This is a genomic window from Chimaeribacter coloradensis (assembly GCF_002858715.1).
Taxonomy (GTDB): domain Bacteria; phylum Pseudomonadota; class Gammaproteobacteria; order Enterobacterales; family Enterobacteriaceae; genus Chimaeribacter; species Chimaeribacter coloradensis.
In genome coordinates this window covers 59,541-78,360 of sequence record NZ_PJZH01000017.1, presented here as the reverse complement: position 1 = coordinate 78,360, position 18,820 = coordinate 59,541, and the positions used below count along the sequence as shown (strand labels likewise).

Here is an 18,820-nt window from a genome sequence, read left to right as displayed (position 1 = left end):
CCGGCGAGTCCGGCGAGTCCGGCGAGTCCGGCGAGTCCGGCGAGTCCGGCGAGTCCGGCGAGTCCGGCGAGTCCGGCAGGGCAGCCTGCCACCCCGGCGCAGCCCTAGGCAAGTGTGGCGGCGTGCCCCGGGGGGCGCCGCTTAATGCAACTGCCGTTTCCCGGCGTGTTGCCGTTCCTCCCGGCCATGCGGCGCACGGTGCCGGGGGGCGGCCTCCGGCTGATGCGCATACCACGCCTTGAGGTATTTCAGGAACGAGTAGATCACCGCGTAACTGCCGGTCACCACGCCGATTTTCCCCTCCCGCCACGCCCCGCTGAACAGATACCACTTAAAAAATGCCCCGATGGCACTGGCAATGCCGCGCCACAGCGATGGCGTAATGGGCTTATATTTCACCAGCCGGGTCGTGTAGCTGTTCGCCTTGTTAAACACCTCATGCAGCGAGTAAAAAGTGTCGTGCCGCACCGCACCGGGGATTGTCCGGCTGCGGGCAAAGCCTTCGGCGGCATCATCCACCGGGCGGTCGTTAAACTGCACCACCCCGCGGTGAAACAGCCGTACCGGAAAATCGGGCGACGAAACGGGGTACAGGGTTCTGACCGGTTTACCCATCACAAACCAGTAGCGCGACAGGCGGTACGCGGTGTGGGGGTCGGGGGCCGGGGCGGCTTTGAACTGGGTAAGCCAGGCCAGGGTCATCGGGTCGAGGATCTCATCGCTGTCCACGCACAGCACCCAGGGGTGGCGGGCGTACCCGAGCGCAATATTCATCTGCCGGCCGTGGGTTTCATACGCGGCATAATGCGGCGTGATGCCCAGCTCACGGCAGAGGGCGAGGGTCTCATCCGTGCTGCCGGAATCGAGCACCACCAGATCATCGGTAATCGCTAATAATGGGGTTAAGACAGACTTAATTAATCGGCTGGAATTATACGTCAGGACACAAACACTCAGCGCCGTCATGATAAAAACTCCCTGTTATATCAAGGCAAAACGCCTTTATATAAGGAGCAACCGCGCAGAGATCAAATGCCCCGGGCCGGTTTATTGACCCAGGGCTGAAGAGGATGAATTAGTCCCAATTCAGGATGACTTTTCCGGATTGCCCGGAACGCATAATGTCAAAACCCTGCTGGAATTCATCAATCGGGAAGTGGTGGGTAATGATCGGCGTCAGGTCGAGGCCGGACTGAATCAGCGCCGCCATTTTGTACCAGGTCTCGAACATCTCACGGCCGTAGATCCCTTTGATAAACAGCCCTTTGAAAATGACCTGGTTCCAGTCGATCGACATCTCTGACGGCGGAATCCCTAACAGCGCAATGCGCCCGCCGTGATTCATCGCCTGCAACAGCGAACGGAACGCCGGTGGCGCGCCCGACATCTCCAGCCCGACATCAAAGCCCTCGGTCATGCCGAGCTCCGCCATCACCTCCGTGAGGTTTTCCCGGCTGACATTCACCGCGCGCGTAACGCCCATTTTGCGCGCCAGATCGAGCCGGTACTCATTCACATCGGTGATCACCACATGCCGTGCGCCGACGTGCTTACAGACTGCCGCCGCCATGATGCCGATCGGCCCGGCACCGGCCACCAGCACATCCTCGCCAACCAGATCAAAGGAGAGCGCGGTATGCACCGCGTTGCCGAACGGGTCGAAAATCGCCGCCAGCTCATCGGGGATGTTGTCCGGGATTTTAAAGGCGTTGAACGCCGGGATAACCAGGTATTCGGCAAAACAGCCGGGGCGGTTCACGCCCACGCCCACCGCATTGCGGCAGAGATGCGTGCGCCCGCCACGGCAGTTGCGGCAATGCCCGCAGGTGATGTGCCCTTCGCCGGAGACGCGATCGCCCAGGCTGAACCCGCGCACCTCCTGCCCGATCCCGACCACTTCGCCCACATATTCATGGCCTACCACCATCGGCACCGGAATGGTCTTCTGTGACCACTCATCCCAGTTATAGATGTGGACGTCGGTACCGCAGATGGCGGTTTTACGGATTTTGATCAGCAGATCGTTGTGGCCCATCTCCGGCGCCGGTGCGTCGGTCATCCAGATGCCGGGTTCTGCGTTCAGCTTGGCTAATGCTTTCATGGCCTTTCCTTATGCGATAACGCCCAATTCACGGCCGATGCGGGTAAACGCCGCCACGGCATGCTCAATCTGTTCCGGGGTGTGCGCCGCGGAGATCTGGGTACGGATGCGCGCCTGCCCTTTCGGCACCACCGGGTAGAAGAAGCCGGTGACGTAAATCCCCTCCTGTTGCAGCGCCTGGGCAAACGCCTGCGCCAGCCGCGCCTCACCAAGCATCACCGGGATAATGGCGTGATCCGCCCCGGCCAGGGTGAACCCGGCGGCGGTCATCTTCCCGCGGAACAGCGCCGCATTGGCCCAGAGCTTTTCACGCAGGCTGCCGCCCTGTTCCAGCATCTCCAGCACCTTGATCGATGCCGCCGCAATCGACGGTGCCAGGGAGTTGGAGAAGAGGTAGGGGCGGGACCGCTGGCGCAGCCACTCCACCACCTCTTTACGCGCGGCGGTATAGCCACCGGATGCGCCGCCCAGCGCCTTGCCCAGCGTGCCGGTGATAATGTCCACCCGGTCCATCACGCCGCAATACTCCGGCGTGCCGCGCCCGTGCTCGCCCACAAAACCGACCGCGTGGGAATCATCCACCATGACCAGCGCATTGAACTCGTCTGCCAGGTCGCATACCCCCTTCAGGTTGGCGATCACGCCGTCCATCGAGAAGACGCCGTCGGTGGCGATCAGGATATGCCGCGCCCCCTCCGCCGTGGCCTGCGCCAGACGCTCGCGCAGTTCAGCCATATCGTTGTTGGCGTAACGGTAGCGCTTCGCTTTGCACAGCCGCACGCCGTCGATGATCGACGCATGGTTCAGCGCGTCGGAGATAACCGCATCTTCCGGCCCCAGCAGGGTTTCAAACAGCCCGCCGTTGGCATCGAAACAGGAGGAGTAGAGGATGGCATCTTCCATGCCGAGGAACGCCGCCAGCCGCTGCTCCAGCGCCTTGTGCAGATCCTGCGTGCCGCAGATAAAGCGCACCGAGGCCATGCCGAAACCGTGCTCCGCCATGCCTGCCGAGGCGGCGGCAATCAGATCCGGGTGGTTGGCCAACCCCAGGTAGTTGTTGGCACAGAAGTTAATCACCTGCTTGCCGTCCGCCAGGGCGATTTCTGCCTGCTGGGCGGAGGTAATAATCCGTTCGGTCTTGTACAGCCCCTCGGCACGCGCGGCCTCGAGCTGCTCTTCCAACTGCTGATAGAAGGACATCGACATGCTGTTATCTCCGGGATAGGTCATTTCGCGAAAGATATTACTGGCCGACGGGCGGGTTGACGATGCAGTTCGGGGATGAAATGTCACTTTTGCAGCATATATCACGCCACTCAATGATTTTCGCGTGAGCAATCAGGGATATTCAGCCGCTTCCCGCTGCCAGTCAGGGAGTGAAGTGCTATGATATTGCCCATTATAGTGTGGGGCATGGTGCCCCACCGGAAAGTTGAATAAAGGTAAACCCCATGATTATTGTCACTGGCGGCGCTGGTTTTATCGGCAGCAACATCGTTAAATCCCTGAATGATATGGGGTACCGGGACATTCTGGTGGTGGACAACCTGAAAGACGGCACCAAGTTCGTGAACCTGGTGGATCTGGACATCGCCGACTATGTCGATAAAGAAGACTTTATCGCCAGCATCGTGGCCGGTGACGATCTGGGTGAGATCGAGGCGGTATTCCATGAAGGTGCCTGCTCCTCCACCACCGAGTGGGACGGCAAGTACATGATGGACAACAACTATCAGTATTCGAAAGACATCCTGCACTACTGCCTCGACCGCGAAATCCCGTTCCTTTACGCCTCCTCCGCGGCGACCTACGGCGGCCGTGACGGCAACTTCATTGAAGAGCGCCAGTACGAGCAGCCGCTGAACGTCTACGGCTACTCCAAATTCCTGTTTGACCAGTATGTGCGTGAAATCCTGCCGCACGCCGAGTCGCAGATCTGCGGTTTCCGCTACTTCAACGTCTATGGCCCGCGTGAAGGCCACAAAGGCAGCATGGCGAGCGTGGCGTTCCACCTGAACAACCAGATCAACGCCGGTGAAGCGCCGAAGCTGTTCGAAGGCAGCCAGGGCTTCCAGCGTGACTTCATCTACGTGGGTGACGTGGCGGCGGTGAACCTCTGGTTCTGGCAGAACGGCGTTTCCGGCATCTTCAACTGCGGTACCGGCCGGGCGGAGTCTTTCCAGGCAGTGGCGGATGCGGTGGTCAAACACCACAACAGCGCAGGCGTGGAGTACATCCCGTTCCCGGAAAAACTCAAAGGCCGCTATCAGGCGTTCACCCAGGCTGACCTCACCAAACTGCGTGCGGCCGGCTATGACAAGCCGTTCAAAACCGTGGCAGAAGGTGTGGCTGAGTACATGGCCTGGCTGAACCGCGCCGTCTGAGCCCCTGCCATAAGGAACTGAAGCGGTATGAAAATCCTGGTTATCGGCCCCTCCTGGGTAGGCGACATGATGATGTCGCAGAGCCTTTACCGCACCCTGAAGGCCGGGGAACCCGCCGCCGAGATTGATGTGATGGCACCTGCCTGGTGCCGTCCGCTGCTCGACCGGATGCCGGAGGTTAACGAGGCGCTGGCGATGCCGCTGGGGCACGGCGCACTGGCGCTGGGCGAGCGCCGCAAACTCGGCGTGGCGCTGCGTGACAGGCACTACGACCGCGCCTATGTGCTGCCGAACTCCTTTAAGTCCGCGCTGGTTCCCTTTTTCGCCAACATTCCGCAGCGCACCGGCTGGCGCGGTGAAATGCGCTACGGCCTGCTGAATGACATCCGCACGCTGGATAAAGCCGCCTTCCCGCTGATGGTGCAGCGCTATGTGGCGCTGGCCTATGAACGCAAGCGCGTCCACAGCTGGAAAGATCTGGCCCAGCCGCTGCTCTGGCCGCGGCTGGCGGTCAGCGATCAGGAGATTGCCGCGACCCGCACCGCCTTCGGCCTGCCCGGCGACCGCCCGCTGATCGGCTTCTGCCCCGGCGCGGAGTTCGGCCCGGCCAAACGCTGGCCGCACTACCACTATGCCGCGCTGGCGGAGATCCTGGTGGCGCAGGGCTATCAGGTGGTGCTGTTCGGTTCCGCCAAGGATCACGCGGCGGGCGAGGATATCCGCGCTGCGCTGACGGAGCAGGGCCGCGCGCACTGCCTGAACCTGGCGGGCAAAACCCAGCTTGATCAGGCGGTGGTGCTGATCGCCGCCTGCCGCGCGGTGGTGAGCAACGACTCCGGCCTGATGCATGTGGCCGCCGCGCTGGATCGCCCGCTGGTGGCGCTTTATGGCCCCAGCAGCCCCGACTTCACCCCGCCGCTCTCCCAGCAGGCAAAGGTTATCCGTTTGATTACCGGCTACCACAAGGTGCGCAAAGGGGACGCCGACCAGGGTTACCACCAGAGTTTGATCGATATTACGCCCGAGCAGGTCTTTGCCGAGCTGAATACCCTGCTCACTGCGGGCAAGGAGAGTTAATGCACGTTTTGATTGTGAAGACCTCATCAATGGGGGACGTGCTGCATACGCTGCCAGCCCTGACGGATGCCATGCAGGCGCTGCCCGGCATCACCTTCGACTGGGCCGTGGAGGAGGCGTTCAGCCAGATCCCCGGCTGGCACCCGGCGGTGGACCGGGTGATCCCGGTGGCGATCCGCCGCTGGCGTAAAAACTGGTTTGGTGCCGAGACGCGCCAGCAGCGATGTGATTTCAAGCGTGAGCTGCAAAGCCGTCAGTATGATGTGGTGATCGACGCCCAGGGGCTGATGAAAAGCGCGGCGCTGATCACCCGGCTCGCCCGGGGTGAAAAGCATGGGCAGGATGTGGCCAGCGCACGCGAGCCGTTCGCCAGCTGGTTCTTCAACCACCGCCATGACATCGACAAGCGCCAGCACGCCGTGGAGCGCACGCGTGAGCTGTTTGCCAAAAGCCTGGGTTACCCGAAGCCGGAAACGCAGGGCGATTACGCGATTGCTGCCCGCTTCCTGCGTGACCAGCCGGCCGATGCCGGGCGCTATCTGGTGTTCCTGCACGCCACCACCCGGGACGACAAGCACTGGCCGGAAGAAAACTGGCGCGCCCTGATTGCGCAGGTGGAACCGACCGGCCTGCGCATTAAATTACCCTGGGGCGCGGAGCACGAGCACCAGCGCGCGCAGCGGCTGGCCGCCGGGTTTGCCCATGTGGAAGTGCTGCCGAAGCTGACGCTGGAAAACGTGGCGAAGGTGCTGGCCGGGGCAAAAGCGGTGGTCTCCGTGGACACCGGCCTCAGCCACCTCACCGCCGCGCTGGATCGCCCCAACATCACCCTTTACGGCCCGACAGACCCGGGGCTGATCGGCGGTTACGGGCAGAACCAGATCGCCTGCCGCCCCGCCAGCGGCAACAGCATGGCGGACATCAGCGCCGCGCAGGTGTACCAATGTCTTGAAACGGAGCAGCTGATCAGTGGGCACCCTCTTTAAACAGATCTACCGTTACACCCATGCACGCCCCTTCCGCCACAATGAAAACCTCTGGCCCTACATGAAAATTGGCCGGTCTCCCACCGGGGAGATCGCGTCACTGCGTTATAAGGGCCAACAGGTGCCGCTGGCTGACCTCTCGGCGTTGCGCGGCAGTTGCCGCGGCCCGTTGCTGCTCACCGCCACCGGGCCTTCGGTGAAAACCATCCGCTTCAAAACCCCGTCGCCATTGCCGGCGATGGGCGTGAACGGTGCCTGGTTCCTGCAACAGCAGGTCGGGTTCCGCTTCTACGTGGTGGTGGATATGGGCTTTTACGACCAGAAAGGCGACGTGATCGCAGGGATTATCGGCGACGCAGGGCTGACGCTGTTTACCACCGCGCACGGCATCGCGCGCATCCTCGACCGCTATGGGCTGGCGGCGGTGCAGTGCACCCTGGCGCTGATTGAGGATGCGGCCTTCAAAATCTATCAGCCCAAAATTGAGGCCCCGGCGCTGCGCGACGCCTATGCCGGTGACCCCAGTGCCCACTTTGCGCCTGACCGGCCGGATATCGGCTTCTCCACAGACATCCGCCACGGCATTTTTGACGCCGGGACAGTGGTCTATTGGGCGTTGCAGATCGCCGCGTATTTGGGATTCGGGGAGATATTCATTCTTGGCCTGGATATGAATAATTTCCACCAGCCGCGTTTCTATGAGACGGAAGAGAACAAGCAGCCCTCTTACCTGGCTGAGAGCCTGACACAGCTGGTGATCCCCTCTTTGCGCCATGCCGCCGATACCCTGCGCCGGCAGGCAGTCAGGGTCGTCAACCTCTCCCCACACAGCGCGATTGATGAATCTATTTTTGAAAAGGCCGATTACCATGCCATTTTTAACTGAGCGCCTCTCGCTGGAGCGGCTCTGGTTTGCGTTTTTCTCCCTGTTCCTGTTTTTCAGCGCCATTTTTTGTGGCTACACCCGCGTCACGAACCTGTTCCACCTGGCGGCATTCAGCTTTTTATTGCTGCTGTGGCGGCGGCCGCCGTTCCGCCAACGGCTCACCGCCAACAAAACACTGATGACCGGGCTGTCGCTGGCGGCGCTCTATCTGGTCTATTACGCCGCCAGTAACCTCTGGACGACGCACCCGCTGAACATGGAGTCGACCCTGACGCACGGCGTCTACCTGCTGTTTTTCCTGGCGATGCTGGTCACGCTGCTGAACGGCCGTTACCGCCCGGCGATCTATCTGGCGATCTGTTGCGGCTTTACCGTGCTGGCGCTGTTTTTGATGGGGGTCGATCACCAGAATATCCTGACCAACCGGCTGATGACGCTGCAAAGCCCGGGGCCGGACAATGTGATTGATGTCGGCGGGTATTTCGCCATCGGCATTATCCTCTCCCTGATGGTGTTCCGGGATACCCAGCGCCGCATCGTATTGCTGCTGCCGCTGGTGCTGCTGCTCGCCCTGCTGCTGACCCAGAGCCGCGGCCCGGCGATTGGCCTGGTGCTGGCGCTGGTGATGACCTCCCACCTCGGCCTGTTTACCCGCCGCAACCTGCTGTGGTTCGGCGCAGTGGTGCTGGTGCTGGGGGCGTTTTTTGCTTACAGCGGGCTGGGTGAGGTGATGATCGCCCGGTTTGAGGCGCTGGCGGTGCAGGTCTACCTGCGGCTGAGCATCTGGCACCACTCCCTGCAGTTAATCAGCGATGCGCCGTTCTTTGGCTATGGTTTTGACCGGCAGCTGAGCTTTACCAACTACAGCGGCGAGTTTATTACCACCACCCACAGCCTCTATCTGGGGGCGCTGCTGAAGGGCGGGCTGGTGGGCTTTGCCACCATGCTGCTGCTGATTGGCTATGGCGCGCTGCGTGCGCTGCGTTGCCTGCGTGAAGAGAGGCGGCTGGAGGCGGCGCTGTTTGTCTTTATGCTGATCTTTTATGTCTCACAGGGGATGTTCAACATCGGCAACCCGGCGGAGTTCTGGTACCTGTTCTGGTTCCCGTTCGCGGTGGTCATGACCGAAAAACGCCCGGCGGCCACCCTCACCCCTGTCGCCTGATGGCACACCGGGGCGCGCCCTGCGCCCCGGTTACTTTATTTACCCGGCAGCCATCGCACGGCGCTCCGGCAACACGTCACAGACCCGCTCAAACACCTCTTCCGCACTGATGATGCAGAGCGGCTGGCGCAGCTGTTCCGGCGTCAGGTTTTTGGTGGTCAGCGGCACCTGGATCACCCGGTGCAGCGCCGGGTCCTGATAGGGGCCGGTGTGTGCCGGGTTGGCGGTGACAAACAGGCTTACCGTCGGGGTTTTCAGCGCAATCGCCAGATGCAGCGGGCCGGTGTCGCCGGTGACCATCACATCCATATTTTTCATGATGCCCAGCAGCGCCTTCAGCCCGGTTTTATCGATGTAGCTGACCACCTGCCGCCGCTCCTGTTCCGTCATGCCCGCGAGGAACTCACGCTCCAGCGCCGCCTCTTTGCGGGTGCCGATCAGCACTATCTGGTAGTGCGGCCCCTGCGCCAGCAGCTTTTTTGCCAGCGCGATAAAGTGCGGCACCGGCCAGCAGCGTAACTGCCCCGACGCGCCCATCTGGAAACCGATAATAATTTTGCCCGGTTCTTTTTCCAGCAATGGGAAAGGCACCGGGATCGCCATGTCAGTATTGCCGGCATCACAGCCGAGCCGCGCCACCAGATCCAGTTTGCGCTGGATCAGGTGGCCGTTGTAACGCACAAACGGGTTGGCGAGCCACCGCTCCAGCCCGCACGGCTTGCCGCCGTAAATATCTTTCAGGATGTAGCGGCAGCCCGCCAGCACCGCGCTCAGCACATCATAGGGCGGCTTGGCGTGCAGGATAATCGCCAGCTCCGGGTTGTGGCGGCGCAGCTGCCCCACCACGCTGAACATATCCCTGACCTTCTCATCCCAGTAGATCACGTCATCAAAATAGTCACTCTCCGCCACCAGCCCGCGGTTTTTCTCACTGGAGACCAGCGTAATAAACGCCTGCGGGTAGCGCTGCTTTACCGCGCGGATGGCCGGGGTGTTGAACATCAAATCGCCCAGCGCCGTGGTGGAGTAGATAACGATGCTGCGGAACTCATGGTCTGCCTTCAGCGTGCGCGGGTCCTGCAGGCGGCGGGTCAGCGCCACATAGCCGCGCAAAAACGCGTTGGTCAGGGCGGTTTTCCATTTCTTTGCCATGATCAGTGCCCTGCCGCCTTGCTGCGTACCGCCAGGGTAGCGTCGTAATACTCTGCCAGCGTCATGCCGCGGGTACGTTCACTCAGCCAGCTGAACAGCGCCTCCAGATCGCGGTAAAGCCCTTCGATCTCTGCCTCATTTTTGAAGGTCGGGCTGCCGCCCGGCATGAATTCGGATGAGTGCAGCATAAACTCCACGTAGTCGTGGCCGTTCGCCAGCGTGCGTTCCACCACCGATTTCATCGTGTCCACATTGCCGCCGGAAGGGCGCAGCCAATGCACAGACGGCGAACGCTGTTTGCCGCGCAGGGCGTCATACCCCTGTTTAATACTGTTCATCAGGCCCGAGTGCTTGTACTGGATGCTCATCGGCACTTCCAGCAGCGGCGAGTTCCCGGCGCGGGCAATGTTTTTCGGATCGATAAAATAGGCGGCGTCGGGGAAATGGCGGTAGTCACTGCCGCCCTGCCCGGCCGGGTCGCCGGGGGAGAAGCGCCAGTTCACACGCGGCGTGACGGAGCAGTCCACCTGGTAACCATACTCCAGCAGCAGTGAGGCGTAATATTCGTTGAACGCCCAGCGCCCGGCGCGGTGGCTGCGCATTTTGGTCTGGAAGGCGTCTTCCAGCAGCTTGGTCATGTGGTCGACCTTGGCGCGGATCTGGTCAGCCGGGTACTCAATCAGGTAGGGCTTATGACGCCAGTCATCTTCGGTCAGAGGGATCACCGGCGGGCTGTTCCAGGCGTGGAGGTGCATCCCCACTTCGCCCTGGCCACGGGCGATCACATCGCGCGCGAACTCGACATACTCTGCATCCATCGCCATCTCATAGTTGGTGAGGTAGACCGGCTTGAAGCCGTACTTTTCACACAGGGCCTGAAAGCGCGGCAAATAGCGGGTGTTCTCGGTGGTGATCCGATCGTGGTTCTGCCAGAGGTTATCGCCTTCGGTATCGATAGTGATGAGAAATGCAGGTGTTGACATAAAAAGTTAAGCCCGGTTAATGCGCAGTGAAAACATGTTACGCAGGCGGGCGGCGCAGAGCAAATGGCATTATGTGCCGTCGCCGCTGCTGCCGCGCCGGTTTTGCGGCACGGCATAACATCTTGAACTGTAGCCACATGGCGGGGGGTCATTTAGAATCACCCGCTGGCTCCCTGAATAGCGATGCAATATGAACAACGCGGCAGTCCACCTCTCCCACACACCGGTCAGGCGTATTTTGATCATCAAACTGCGTCACCACGGCGATATGTTACTGACTACGCCGGTCATCAATACCCTGCACCAGCACTACCCGGCGGCAGAGATTGATGTGCTGCTGTATCAGGAGACGCGTGACATGCTGGCCGCGCACCCGGCGGTGACCACGATTTTTGCCATCGACCGGCAGTGGAAAAAGCTGGGCACCCGCAAACACCTGCAAAAAGAGGCGGGGCTGATCCGGGCGATCCGCGGCCGCCATTATGATCTGGTGGTCAACCTGGCGGATCAGTGGCGCAGCGCGCTGATCACCCGGCTGAGCGGCGCGCCGGTGCGCGTCGGGTTCGATTTCCCGAAACGCCGCCACCCGCTCTGGCGCGCCTGCCATACCCTGCTGGCGTCCACCGAAGGGCATAACCGCCTGCACACGGTGGAGCAGAACCTCTCGATCCTCACACCGCTGGGGCTGAGGCCGCCGGAGGCGCGCGTCACCATGAGCTATACCGCAGACGACCACGCCGCAGTCACGGCGCTGCTGGCAGCAACGCAGGTTTCCGCCCCCTATATCGTGGTGCAGCCGACCTCCCGCTGGTTTTTCAAATGCTGGAGCGAGGAGAAGATGGCGGAGACCCTGCGCGCCCTGCTGGCTGACGGCCACCGCATTGTGCTGACTTCGGGGCCGGATGCCAAAGAGCAGCAGATGATTGCCCGGATCCAGGCGCTCTGCCCACAACCCGGCCTGGTGTCGCTGGCCGGGCAACTGACGCTGCGCCAGCTCGCGGCGCTGATTGACCATGCGCGGCTGTTTATCGGCGTGGACTCGGTGCCGATGCACATGGCCGCCGCGCTCGGCACCCCCTGCCTGGCGCTGTTCGGCCCTTCCAAACTCACCTTCTGGCGGCCCTGGCAGGTCAACGGCCGGGTGATTTGGGCCGGGGATTACGGCCCGCTGCCCGACCCGGATGCGATCGATACCCGCACCGATGAACGCTACCTGAACCTTATTCCGACAGACGCGGTGATCACGGCCGCGCGGGAACTTTTGTCATGACACCTTTTCGTTTGGCGCTGGTGCGCCAGAAATACCGCCCCGATGGCGGGGCAGAACGGTTTGTGGCCCGCGCACTGGATGCGCTGGATAACCAGAACCTGGATTTGAACGTCATTACCCGCGAATGGCAGGGCGAAACCCGGCCGGAGTGGCACATCCACCTCTGCAACCCGGTGAAATGGGGCCGCATCAGCCGTGAGCGTGGCTTTGCCGACGCGGCCCGCGCCCTGTGGCAGCGGGAAAAGTTTGACCTGGTGCAGAGCCATGAGCGCATCGCCGGGTGCGACATCTACCGCGCCGGGGACGGCGTGCACCGCCGCTGGCTGTTGCAGCGTGCACGGCTGTTGCCGGTGTGGCGGCGTAAGCTGCTGTTTTCTGACCGCTATCACCGTTATGTGATGTGCGCCGAGCGGGCGATGTACGCCGCGCCGGAACTCAAGGCGGTGATCTGCAATGCGGAGATGATCAAACGCGAAATCATCGCGGATTTCGGCGTCGCGCCGGAAAAAATCTCCGTGATTTATAACGCCATCGACAGCGGGAAATTTGTCCCGGCGGAGGAGGCGGCACGCCATACGTTGCGCCGGCAACTCTCGCTGCCGGCCGCGGCGCACTGCCTGATCTTTGTCGGTTCCGGCTTTGAGCGCAAAGGGCTGGCGGCCGCCATTCAGGCGCTGGCCGCCACGGAGAGTTACCTGATCGTGGTGGGCAAAGACAAAGACGAAAAACGCTACCGCGCGCTGGCCCGGTCGCTGGGCTGCCTGGACCGGCTGCGTTTTATGGGCGTACAGAAACAGACGCTGCCGTTCTACCAGGCCGCAGACGCGCTGCTGCTGCCGACGCTCTATGACCCGTTCCCCAACGTCATTCTCGAGGCGATGGCCTGCGGCTTGCCGGTGATCACCAGCCATACCTGCGGCGGCGCGGAGTTTATCCGCCAGGGGGAAAACGGCTTCGTGTGTGATGCCCTGGACGTGGCCGTTCTGACGCAGGCAATCCGTGACCTGCCCGCCTGTGCGCCCGGTTCGGCCATGGGGGCGGCGGCGCGTCAGCGCATTCTGCCCGCGACCCCTGCGGCCCTGTCGGCACAGCTGATTTCACTCTATTCGAGGCTTCTGGACTGATATGCGCATAGTAATGATGATCGATGGCCTGGGCGGCGGCGGAGCGGAAAAAGTGGTGCTGACGCTGTGCGAAGGGCTGCAGAAGATGGGCCACCAGACGACGCTTCTCTCCCTGCGGGATGTCTGCGATTACCCGATTCCTGCGGGCGTCCGCTATCAGGTGGTGGCGGATCACAGCCGGGCACCGTGGCGCAAACTTACCGAGCTGCCCCGCCGCGCCGCCGCGCTGGATCGCGTTATCCGCCAGCTGGAAAAGGCGCACGGGCGCTTTGATCTGGCGATCTCTAACCTGCATAAAACCGACCGCATTGTGCGCCGCAGCCGTGAACTCGGCAGTGACCGGCTCTGGTTCTGCGTCCACGGCATTCTCTCCCGCACCTACCTCGGCCACCGCACCGGGCTGGACCGCTGGCTGAAGAAGCGGAAGATGGTGCAGGTCTATCAGCACCAGAATATGGTGTCGGTGTCACAGGCGGTGGCCGATGACCTGACCACCCAACTGGGGCTGAAATTAAACGCCAGCGAAGTGATCAACAACCCGTTTGATATTGATGCCACCCGGCAGCTGGCGGCGGAACCCTGCGAATGGGCGGGCAAACCCTACCTGATTCATGTCGGCCGCTTCCATGAGCAGAAGCGCCACGACCGCCTGCTGAAAGCCTACGCTCTCTCCGGCGTTCAGGCTCCGCTGCTGCTGGTGGGTACCGGCAGCGAAGCGCGCATTGCCGCCGCCAAAGCGCTGGCTGAGACGTTAGGCATCGCCGACCGGGTGATTTTTATGGGCTTCCAGGCAAACCCGTTCCCGCTGATTAAACATGCGTCACTGCTGGTGATGAGTTCAGACAGTGAAGGGTTCGGCAACGTGCTGGTAGAAGCGCTGATCTGCGGCACACCGGTAGTCAGCACCGACTGCCCCGGCGGCCCGCATGAGATTCTGGAGAATACCGGCATGGCGCGCGGCCTGTCGGCCATGAATGCGGAGTCGCTGGGAGAGAAGATCCGCGAAGGTTTTATGCAGCCCCCGCCCATCCGGGAAGAGGCGCTGCAAAAATATGGCATTGAGGCAATCTGCCGCCGTTATCTGGATCTTTACCGCGGCTGACGCGCTTTTCCTGCACGACATCACCGGCAGGCAACCCCTGCCGGTTTTTTTACCGGGCGCTGTTCTCCAGCGCCTGCCACGCCTCATCCACGCTGACATCCTGACATTCACCGGACGGCGTCTGGAGGATCTGGTAATTGCCGGACCACGGGTGCCACGCTGCTTTGTCCGTATCGCCGAAGAACACCACCGTATCTTTCCCCAACGCGGAAGCCAGGTGCATCTGCCCGCCGTCGCTGCACAGAATCGGGTTGCAGAGGTTGAAACCGGCAATCACTTCCCGCACGGAGGCCGTCGGGTAGAGCGCCACCCGGTCGGAGCCGCACTGCGCTATCAGCGCCTCTGCGCGCGCCCGATCGCCGATGTCATCCGGCGACAGGGTGCCCTGGGGTGACCAAAAGATCAGCACCCCGGCATCCGGTTGCTGCACGATGCGCGCAATCACTTCCGCATAACGCTCCACCGGCCAGCGGCGTTTCGGGCTGCGGCTGCTGATGTGCACGCCGTAAAGTTTCTTCACCGGCGGCAACAGCGCAGCCTGGCGGCGGGCCGCCTCGGCAAGCTCTTCTGCCGTGGGGTAGACGCGCACCGCCGGGATCGGCCGTGGGGTATCCGCAATTGCCTTTAAATAACTGAAGGTGCGCTCCACCTGATGGTGGCCGGAAAAATCTGATTTGCCGAAAGGCCGGGCTATTTCTTTGCGCCCCAGGTCGGCCCCGATAATATTTTTGGCCCCGATCATCCGTGCCAGTTGCAGGCTATATTTGCACGGCGACGGGTTGGCAAGAATTACTGCGTCGAACTTCACCCGGCGTAATTTCAGCAAAATCGCCGCACGTTCCAGATATACGCCCAGTGCGGACTGGTTTTTATCGCGGTGCTTGGCTTTTTTATAGATAAAAAGATGATCGACATGGGGATTATTCTTTACGACATCCTTACTGACGGAATTAATCAGCAAATAGAGGTTTGCCTGCGGATAAACGCTTTTCACCCCTTCCAGTAACGGCGTCGTACATACCAGATCGCCAATATTATCCCGACGGATAATCAGTATATTTTTCATTTTATCCCCAAAGGCAAAAAGTGTCGCCGGCCCCGGGCGCACCGCCCGGACTGCGCAAGATAGCGCCTTTCGGCGGCAGGTATGATACTATTCACGCTACCCCATATAAATGAATTAGAAAGAATGTTGCTGCGTTTATATCAGGTATTACTTTACCTCATCCAACCTCTGATCTGGATTCGCTTACTGGTCCGTAGTCGCAAATCCCCGGCTTACCGCAAACGCTGGGCAGAGCGCTATGGCTTCTGCGAAGGAAAAGTAATACCCGGCGGCATCATGCTGCATTCGGTGTCGGTCGGTGAAACGCTGGCGGCGATCCCGCTGGTCCGCGCCCTGCGCCACCGCTACCCCTCATTGCCGATTACTGTGACCACAATGACCCCCACAGGTTCCGAACGGGTGCAGTCCGCCTTCGGCAAAGATGTGCACCACGTCTACCTGCCCTATGATCTGCCCGGATCGGTAAACCGCTTCCTGAACAGCGTCAGCCCCAAGCTGGTGATTGTGATGGAAACAGAGTTGTGGCCTAACCTGATCAGCGCGCTGCATCAGCGTGACATCCCGCTGGTGATCGCCAACGCCCGCCTCTCCGCCCGCTCCGCGGCCGGTTACCAGAAAATCGGCGGCTTTATGAAGACGCTGCTGCGCCGTATTACGCTGATTGCCGCGCAGAACCAGGAAGATGGCGAGCGCTTTATTGAGCTGGGGCTGAAACGCAGCCAGTTGGCCGTCACCGGCAGCCTGAAATTTGATATTTCGGTGACGCCGGAGCTGGCGGTGCGCGCGGTTTCCCTGCGCCGCCAGTGGGCACCCCACCGCCCGGTGTGGATCGCCACCAGCACCCATGAAGGCGAAGAGAGCGTGCTGCTGCAGGCGCACCGCCGGCTGCTCGCCCAGTTCCCCACGCTGTTGCTGATCCTGGTGCCGCGCCACCCGGAACGTTTCTCCACGGCCAAAGATCTCACGGCCAAAGCCGGGATGAGCTATACCCTGCGCAGCAGTGGCGAGCTGCCGAACAGCGGCACCCAGGTGGTGATTGGCGATACCATGGGCGAGCTGATGCTGCTGTACGGCATTGCCGATCTGGCCTTTGTCGGCGGCAGCCTGGTCCCGCGCGGCGGCCATAACCCGCTGGAAGCGGCTGCCCATGCCATCCCGGTGCTGATGGGGCCGCATACCTTCAATTTCAAAGATATTTGCACCAAGCTGAGCGAGGCCGACGGCCTGATCACCGTCAATGATGCGGAGTCGCTGGTGAAAGAGATCACCACCCTGCTGACCGATGAAGATTACCGCCTCTATTACGGCCGCCATGCCGTTGAGGTGCTCCATCAGAACCAGGGTGCGCTCCAGCGCCTGCTGCATCTGCTGGAACCTTACCTGCCGCCCCGGAGCCATTGATGAGCCGCCGTAAACGCCTTTCCGTGGTGCTGATTGCCAAAAATGAGGCTGATCTGCTGCCCGACTGCCTGCGCTCTGTAGCGTGGGCCGATGAGATTGTCCTGCTCGATTCCGGCAGTGATGACGCCACCGCCGACATCGCCCGGCAGGCCGGGGCCGCCGTGTACCAGAGCCAGGGCTGGCACGGCTTCGGCAAACAGCGCCAGCAGGCGCAGCACTATGCGACCGGCGACTATATTCTGATGATCGACGCGGATGAGCGGGTCACGGAGACGTTGCGCCACGCCATTGAACAGGTGTTGCAGTCACCGGACGAGGGCGCAGTCTACAGCCTGGGGCGGCGCAACCTGTTCCTTGGGCGCTTTATGCGCCACAGCGGCTGGTACCCGGATCGCGTGGTGCGTTTATATGATGCGCAGAAATACCGCTATAACGATCACCTGGTGCATGAGTCGCTGGACACACAAGGCGCGCGCATCGTCGCCCTGCCGGGGGATTTGCTGCACCTGACCTGCCGCGACCTCCCGGCCTTTCAGCAAAAACAGCTGGGTTATGCGCGGGACTGGGCGAAACAGCGTTATCAACAGGGGAAAGGGTGCAGCTTCTTCTCCATCCTCAGCCATACCGCCGGCGCGTTCTGCAAAACCTGGCTGCTGCGCGCCGGGTTCCTGGATGGAAAACAGGGTTTCCTGCTGGCGGTGGTCAATGCACAATATACGTTCAATAAGTATGCGACCCTGTGGGCGCTGCGCCATACCCAGCCAACAAGCGAGCCATCATGAGCAATAAAGCCCTCTACCCCGGTACTTTTGATCCGCTGACCAACGGGCACCTCGAACTGATGACGCGCGCGTCAGTGATGTTCGACCACGTTGTGCTGGCGATTGCGGCCAACCCGTCCAAGAAGCCGCTGTTCTCCCTGGAGGAGCGGGTGGCGCTGGCGCAGCAGGCGACGGCGCACCTGCCGAATGTGGAGGTCATCGGCTTCAGTAACCTGATGGCCCATTTTGCTGAGCAGCAACAGGCCAACATTTTGATCCGCGGCCTGCGCGCCGTCACTGACTTCGAGTATGAGAAGCAGCTCGCCGCCATGAACCGCCACCTGCTGCCGACCCTGGAGACGGTGTTTCTGATGCCGTCTGAACAGTGGGGCTTCCTCTCCTCCACGCTGGTGAAAGAGGTGGCGCGCCACGGGGGCGACATCGACCCGTTCCTGCCGGCACCCATCGCGCAGGCGCTGAAGCAGAAACTGGCCTGATTACTGCTGGCAGCGCGGGCAGAAAAAGGTACTGCGCTGCCCATGCCGGGCGGACTCAATCAGTGAGCCGCACACCCGGCAAGGCTCGCCTGCCCGGCCATACACCTGTAGCTCCTGGGCAAAATAGCCCGGCTTGCCGTCACTCTGAAGAAAATCACGCAGCGTCGTGCCGCCCTGCTCAATGGAGCGTTGCAGCACCGCCTTGATGGTGGTGACCAGCAGCGCCGCCTCGCTCTGCGTCAGGGAGCCCGCCGCCCGGTCAGGGGCAATGCCCGCCATAAACAGCGATTCGCTGGCATAGATATTCCCCACGCCCACCACCAGCTTGTTATCCATCAGCCACGGTTTCACCAGCGTGCGTTTATTGCGGGACTTTTCAAACAGGTACGCGGCGGAGAATTCATCATCCAGCGGCTCCGGCCCCAGGTGGGAGAGCACATTACTGGTGGTGAGGTCTTCACACCATAACCAGGCACCGAAGCGGCGCGGGTCGGTATAACGCAGTATGTAGCCGTTATCCATCACCAGATCGACGTGGTCATGTTTGCCCGGGTCCTGCTCTTCACGCAGCATCCGCAAGCTGCCCGACATCCCCAGATGCACGATGATCCAGCCGCGCGGCAGCTCAATCAGCAGGTATTTGGCGCGGCGCTGTACGCTCAGCACCGGCTGGTCGCTTAATGCCATGATCTCGGTGGAGACCGGCCAGCGCAGGCGGCTGTTACGCACAATGGCATGTTGAATGGTATGGCCGGCCATAAAAGGCTCGATGCCGCGGCGGCTGGTTTCAACTTCAGGTAATTCAGGCATGCAGGCTCCCGTTTACTGAACTGATACTGAACTGACAGGTATAAAACAAAAAACC

At 61.4% G+C, this 18,820-nt stretch carries 18 protein-coding genes; 11 read left to right on the top strand and 7 right to left on the bottom strand.

Annotated elements, in window-relative coordinates:
* Positions 1-141 precede the first annotated feature (141 nt).
* From CYR32_RS15135 to CYR32_RS15125, 3 genes are all read right to left on the bottom strand, one after another.
* Positions 142-966 carry a glycosyltransferase family 2 protein gene (locus CYR32_RS15135; protein WP_101825867.1) on the bottom strand — a complete coding sequence of 275 codons (825 nt, stop codon included), beginning with the start codon at positions 964-966 and terminating at the stop codon, positions 142-144.
* A 109-nt stretch (positions 967-1,075) separates the two neighbouring features.
* On the bottom strand, positions 1,076-2,101 hold the full coding sequence (gene tdh, locus CYR32_RS15130) for an L-threonine 3-dehydrogenase (protein WP_101825865.1): 1,026 nt from the start codon (positions 2,099-2,101) through the stop codon (positions 1,076-1,078).
* Positions 2,102-2,110: 9 nt separating this feature from the next.
* A complete protein-coding gene (locus tag CYR32_RS15125) occupies positions 2,111-3,307 on the bottom strand; it encodes a glycine C-acetyltransferase (protein ID WP_165698254.1) in 1,197 nt (398 codons plus the stop codon).
* 245 nt (positions 3,308-3,552) lie between these two features.
* On the opposite strand from CYR32_RS15125, the gene rfaD reads away from it, so the two are divergent.
* Genes rfaD through CYR32_RS15100 form a run of 5 tightly spaced genes read left to right on the top strand, consistent with a single transcriptional unit; the run spans position 3,553 to position 8,599 of the window.
* Entirely contained in the window at positions 3,553-4,485 is a 933-nt protein-coding gene (gene rfaD / locus CYR32_RS15120) for an ADP-glyceromanno-heptose 6-epimerase (RefSeq protein WP_101825861.1), read from the top strand.
* A gap of 27 nt (positions 4,486-4,512) precedes the next feature.
* On the top strand, positions 4,513-5,562 hold the full coding sequence (gene rfaF / locus CYR32_RS15115; protein ID WP_101825859.1) for an ADP-heptose--LPS heptosyltransferase RfaF: 1,050 nt from the start codon (positions 4,513-4,515) through the stop codon (positions 5,560-5,562).
* Positions 5,562-6,548, top strand: a complete 987-nt coding sequence (gene rfaC, locus CYR32_RS15110; protein WP_101825857.1) for a lipopolysaccharide heptosyltransferase RfaC — start codon at positions 5,562-5,564, stop codon at positions 6,546-6,548. Before rfaF ends, rfaC begins: the two co-directional genes overlap by 1 nt.
* Entirely contained in the window at positions 6,532-7,434 is a 903-nt protein-coding gene (locus CYR32_RS15105; protein WP_101825855.1) for a sugar glycosyltransferase, read from the top strand. The genes rfaC and CYR32_RS15105 overlap by 17 nt, the downstream gene beginning before the upstream one ends.
* Positions 7,418-8,599 (top strand): O-antigen ligase family protein, encoded by a 1,182-nt coding sequence (locus tag CYR32_RS15100; protein ID WP_101825853.1) that lies wholly within the window; start codon positions 7,418-7,420, stop codon positions 8,597-8,599. Before CYR32_RS15105 ends, CYR32_RS15100 begins: the two co-directional genes overlap by 17 nt.
* A 39-nt stretch (positions 8,600-8,638) precedes the next feature.
* On the opposite strand, the gene CYR32_RS15095 is transcribed toward CYR32_RS15100, so the two are convergent.
* Positions 8,639-9,751 carry a glycosyltransferase family 9 protein gene (locus CYR32_RS15095; RefSeq protein ID WP_101825851.1) on the bottom strand — a complete coding sequence of 371 codons (1,113 nt, stop codon included), beginning with the start codon at positions 9,749-9,751 and terminating at the stop codon, positions 8,639-8,641.
* Between the two features lie 2 nt (positions 9,752-9,753).
* The gene (locus CYR32_RS15090) at positions 9,754-10,734 is read right to left on the bottom strand and encodes a polysaccharide deacetylase family protein (RefSeq protein WP_101825849.1); all 981 of its coding nucleotides are present in this window, start codon (positions 10,732-10,734) and stop codon (positions 9,754-9,756) included.
* 190 nt (positions 10,735-10,924) lie between these two features.
* Between CYR32_RS15090 and rfaQ the strand changes: the two genes are divergently transcribed.
* From rfaQ to CYR32_RS15075, 3 genes are read left to right on the top strand one after another with little or no spacing between them, the layout of a single operon-like run.
* Positions 10,925-12,004, top strand: a complete 1,080-nt coding sequence (rfaQ, locus tag CYR32_RS15085) for a putative lipopolysaccharide heptosyltransferase III (RefSeq protein WP_101825847.1) — start codon at positions 10,925-10,927, stop codon at positions 12,002-12,004.
* Positions 12,001-13,128 (top strand): glycosyltransferase family 4 protein, encoded by a 1,128-nt coding sequence (locus CYR32_RS15080; RefSeq protein ID WP_101825845.1) that lies wholly within the window; start codon positions 12,001-12,003, stop codon positions 13,126-13,128. Before rfaQ ends, CYR32_RS15080 begins: the two co-directional genes overlap by 4 nt.
* Position 13,129: 1 nt before the next feature.
* On the top strand, positions 13,130-14,230 hold the full coding sequence (locus CYR32_RS15075) for a glycosyltransferase (protein ID WP_101825844.1): 1,101 nt from the start codon (positions 13,130-13,132) through the stop codon (positions 14,228-14,230).
* 49 nt (positions 14,231-14,279) lie between these two features.
* On the opposite strand, the gene CYR32_RS15070 is transcribed toward CYR32_RS15075, so the two are convergent.
* The gene (locus CYR32_RS15070; protein ID WP_101825883.1) at positions 14,280-15,296 is read right to left on the bottom strand and encodes a glycosyltransferase family 9 protein; all 1,017 of its coding nucleotides are present in this window, start codon (positions 15,294-15,296) and stop codon (positions 14,280-14,282) included.
* Positions 15,297-15,419: 123 nt separating this feature from the next.
* Here CYR32_RS15070 and waaA point away from each other — a divergent pair, with 123 nt between their 5' ends.
* The 3 genes from waaA to coaD are packed head-to-tail and all read left to right on the top strand — an operon-like array spanning position 15,420 to position 17,955.
* Positions 15,420-16,697 carry a lipid IV(A) 3-deoxy-D-manno-octulosonic acid transferase gene (waaA, locus tag CYR32_RS15065; RefSeq protein WP_101825842.1) on the top strand — a complete coding sequence of 426 codons (1,278 nt, stop codon included), beginning with the start codon at positions 15,420-15,422 and terminating at the stop codon, positions 16,695-16,697.
* Positions 16,697-17,479, top strand: a complete 783-nt coding sequence (locus CYR32_RS15060) for a glycosyltransferase family 2 protein (protein ID WP_101825840.1) — start codon at positions 16,697-16,699, stop codon at positions 17,477-17,479. Before waaA ends, CYR32_RS15060 begins: the two co-directional genes overlap by 1 nt.
* Positions 17,476-17,955 (top strand): pantetheine-phosphate adenylyltransferase, encoded by a 480-nt coding sequence (gene coaD, locus CYR32_RS15055; protein WP_101825838.1) that lies wholly within the window; start codon positions 17,476-17,478, stop codon positions 17,953-17,955. Before CYR32_RS15060 ends, coaD begins: the two co-directional genes overlap by 4 nt.
* On the opposite strand, the gene mutM is transcribed toward coaD, so the two are convergent.
* Positions 17,956-18,765 (bottom strand): bifunctional DNA-formamidopyrimidine glycosylase/DNA-(apurinic or apyrimidinic site) lyase, encoded by an 810-nt coding sequence (gene mutM / locus CYR32_RS15050; RefSeq protein WP_101825836.1) that lies wholly within the window; start codon positions 18,763-18,765, stop codon positions 17,956-17,958.
* Between the last annotated feature and the right edge of the window lie 55 nt (positions 18,766-18,820).

Excerpts from the sequence above, each read along its gene's own strand:
- CYR32_RS15135 (WP_101825867.1), bottom strand. The coding sequence starts at position 966 with ATGACGGCGCTGAGTGTTTGTGTCCTGACGTATAATTCCAGCCGATTA.
- tdh (WP_101825865.1), bottom strand. The coding sequence starts at position 2,101 with ATGAAAGCATTAGCCAAGCTGAACGCAGAACCCGGCATCTGGATGACC.
- CYR32_RS15125 (WP_165698254.1), bottom strand. The coding sequence starts at position 3,307 with ATGTCGATGTCCTTCTATCAGCAGTTGGAAGAGCAGCTCGAGGCCGCG.
- rfaD (WP_101825861.1), top strand. The coding sequence starts at position 3,553 with ATGATTATTGTCACTGGCGGCGCTGGTTTTATCGGCAGCAACATCGTT.
- rfaF (WP_101825859.1), top strand. The coding sequence starts at position 4,513 with ATGAAAATCCTGGTTATCGGCCCCTCCTGGGTAGGCGACATGATGATG.
- rfaC (WP_101825857.1), top strand. The coding sequence starts at position 5,562 with ATGCACGTTTTGATTGTGAAGACCTCATCAATGGGGGACGTGCTGCAT.
- CYR32_RS15100 (WP_101825853.1), top strand. The coding sequence starts at position 7,418 with ATGCCATTTTTAACTGAGCGCCTCTCGCTGGAGCGGCTCTGGTTTGCG.
- CYR32_RS15095 (WP_101825851.1), bottom strand. The coding sequence starts at position 9,751 with ATGGCAAAGAAATGGAAAACCGCCCTGACCAACGCGTTTTTGCGCGGC.
- CYR32_RS15090 (WP_101825849.1), bottom strand. The coding sequence starts at position 10,734 with ATGTCAACACCTGCATTTCTCATCACTATCGATACCGAAGGCGATAAC.
- rfaQ (WP_101825847.1), top strand. The coding sequence starts at position 10,925 with ATGAACAACGCGGCAGTCCACCTCTCCCACACACCGGTCAGGCGTATT.
- CYR32_RS15080 (WP_101825845.1), top strand. The coding sequence starts at position 12,001 with ATGACACCTTTTCGTTTGGCGCTGGTGCGCCAGAAATACCGCCCCGAT.
- CYR32_RS15075 (WP_101825844.1), top strand. The coding sequence starts at position 13,130 with ATGCGCATAGTAATGATGATCGATGGCCTGGGCGGCGGCGGAGCGGAA.
- CYR32_RS15070 (WP_101825883.1), bottom strand. The coding sequence starts at position 15,296 with ATGAAAAATATACTGATTATCCGTCGGGATAATATTGGCGATCTGGTA.
- waaA (WP_101825842.1), top strand. The coding sequence starts at position 15,420 with ATGTTGCTGCGTTTATATCAGGTATTACTTTACCTCATCCAACCTCTG.
- CYR32_RS15060 (WP_101825840.1), top strand. The coding sequence starts at position 16,697 with ATGAGCCGCCGTAAACGCCTTTCCGTGGTGCTGATTGCCAAAAATGAG.
- coaD (WP_101825838.1), top strand. The coding sequence starts at position 17,476 with ATGAGCAATAAAGCCCTCTACCCCGGTACTTTTGATCCGCTGACCAAC.
- mutM (WP_101825836.1), bottom strand. The coding sequence starts at position 18,765 with ATGCCTGAATTACCTGAAGTTGAAACCAGCCGCCGCGGCATCGAGCCT.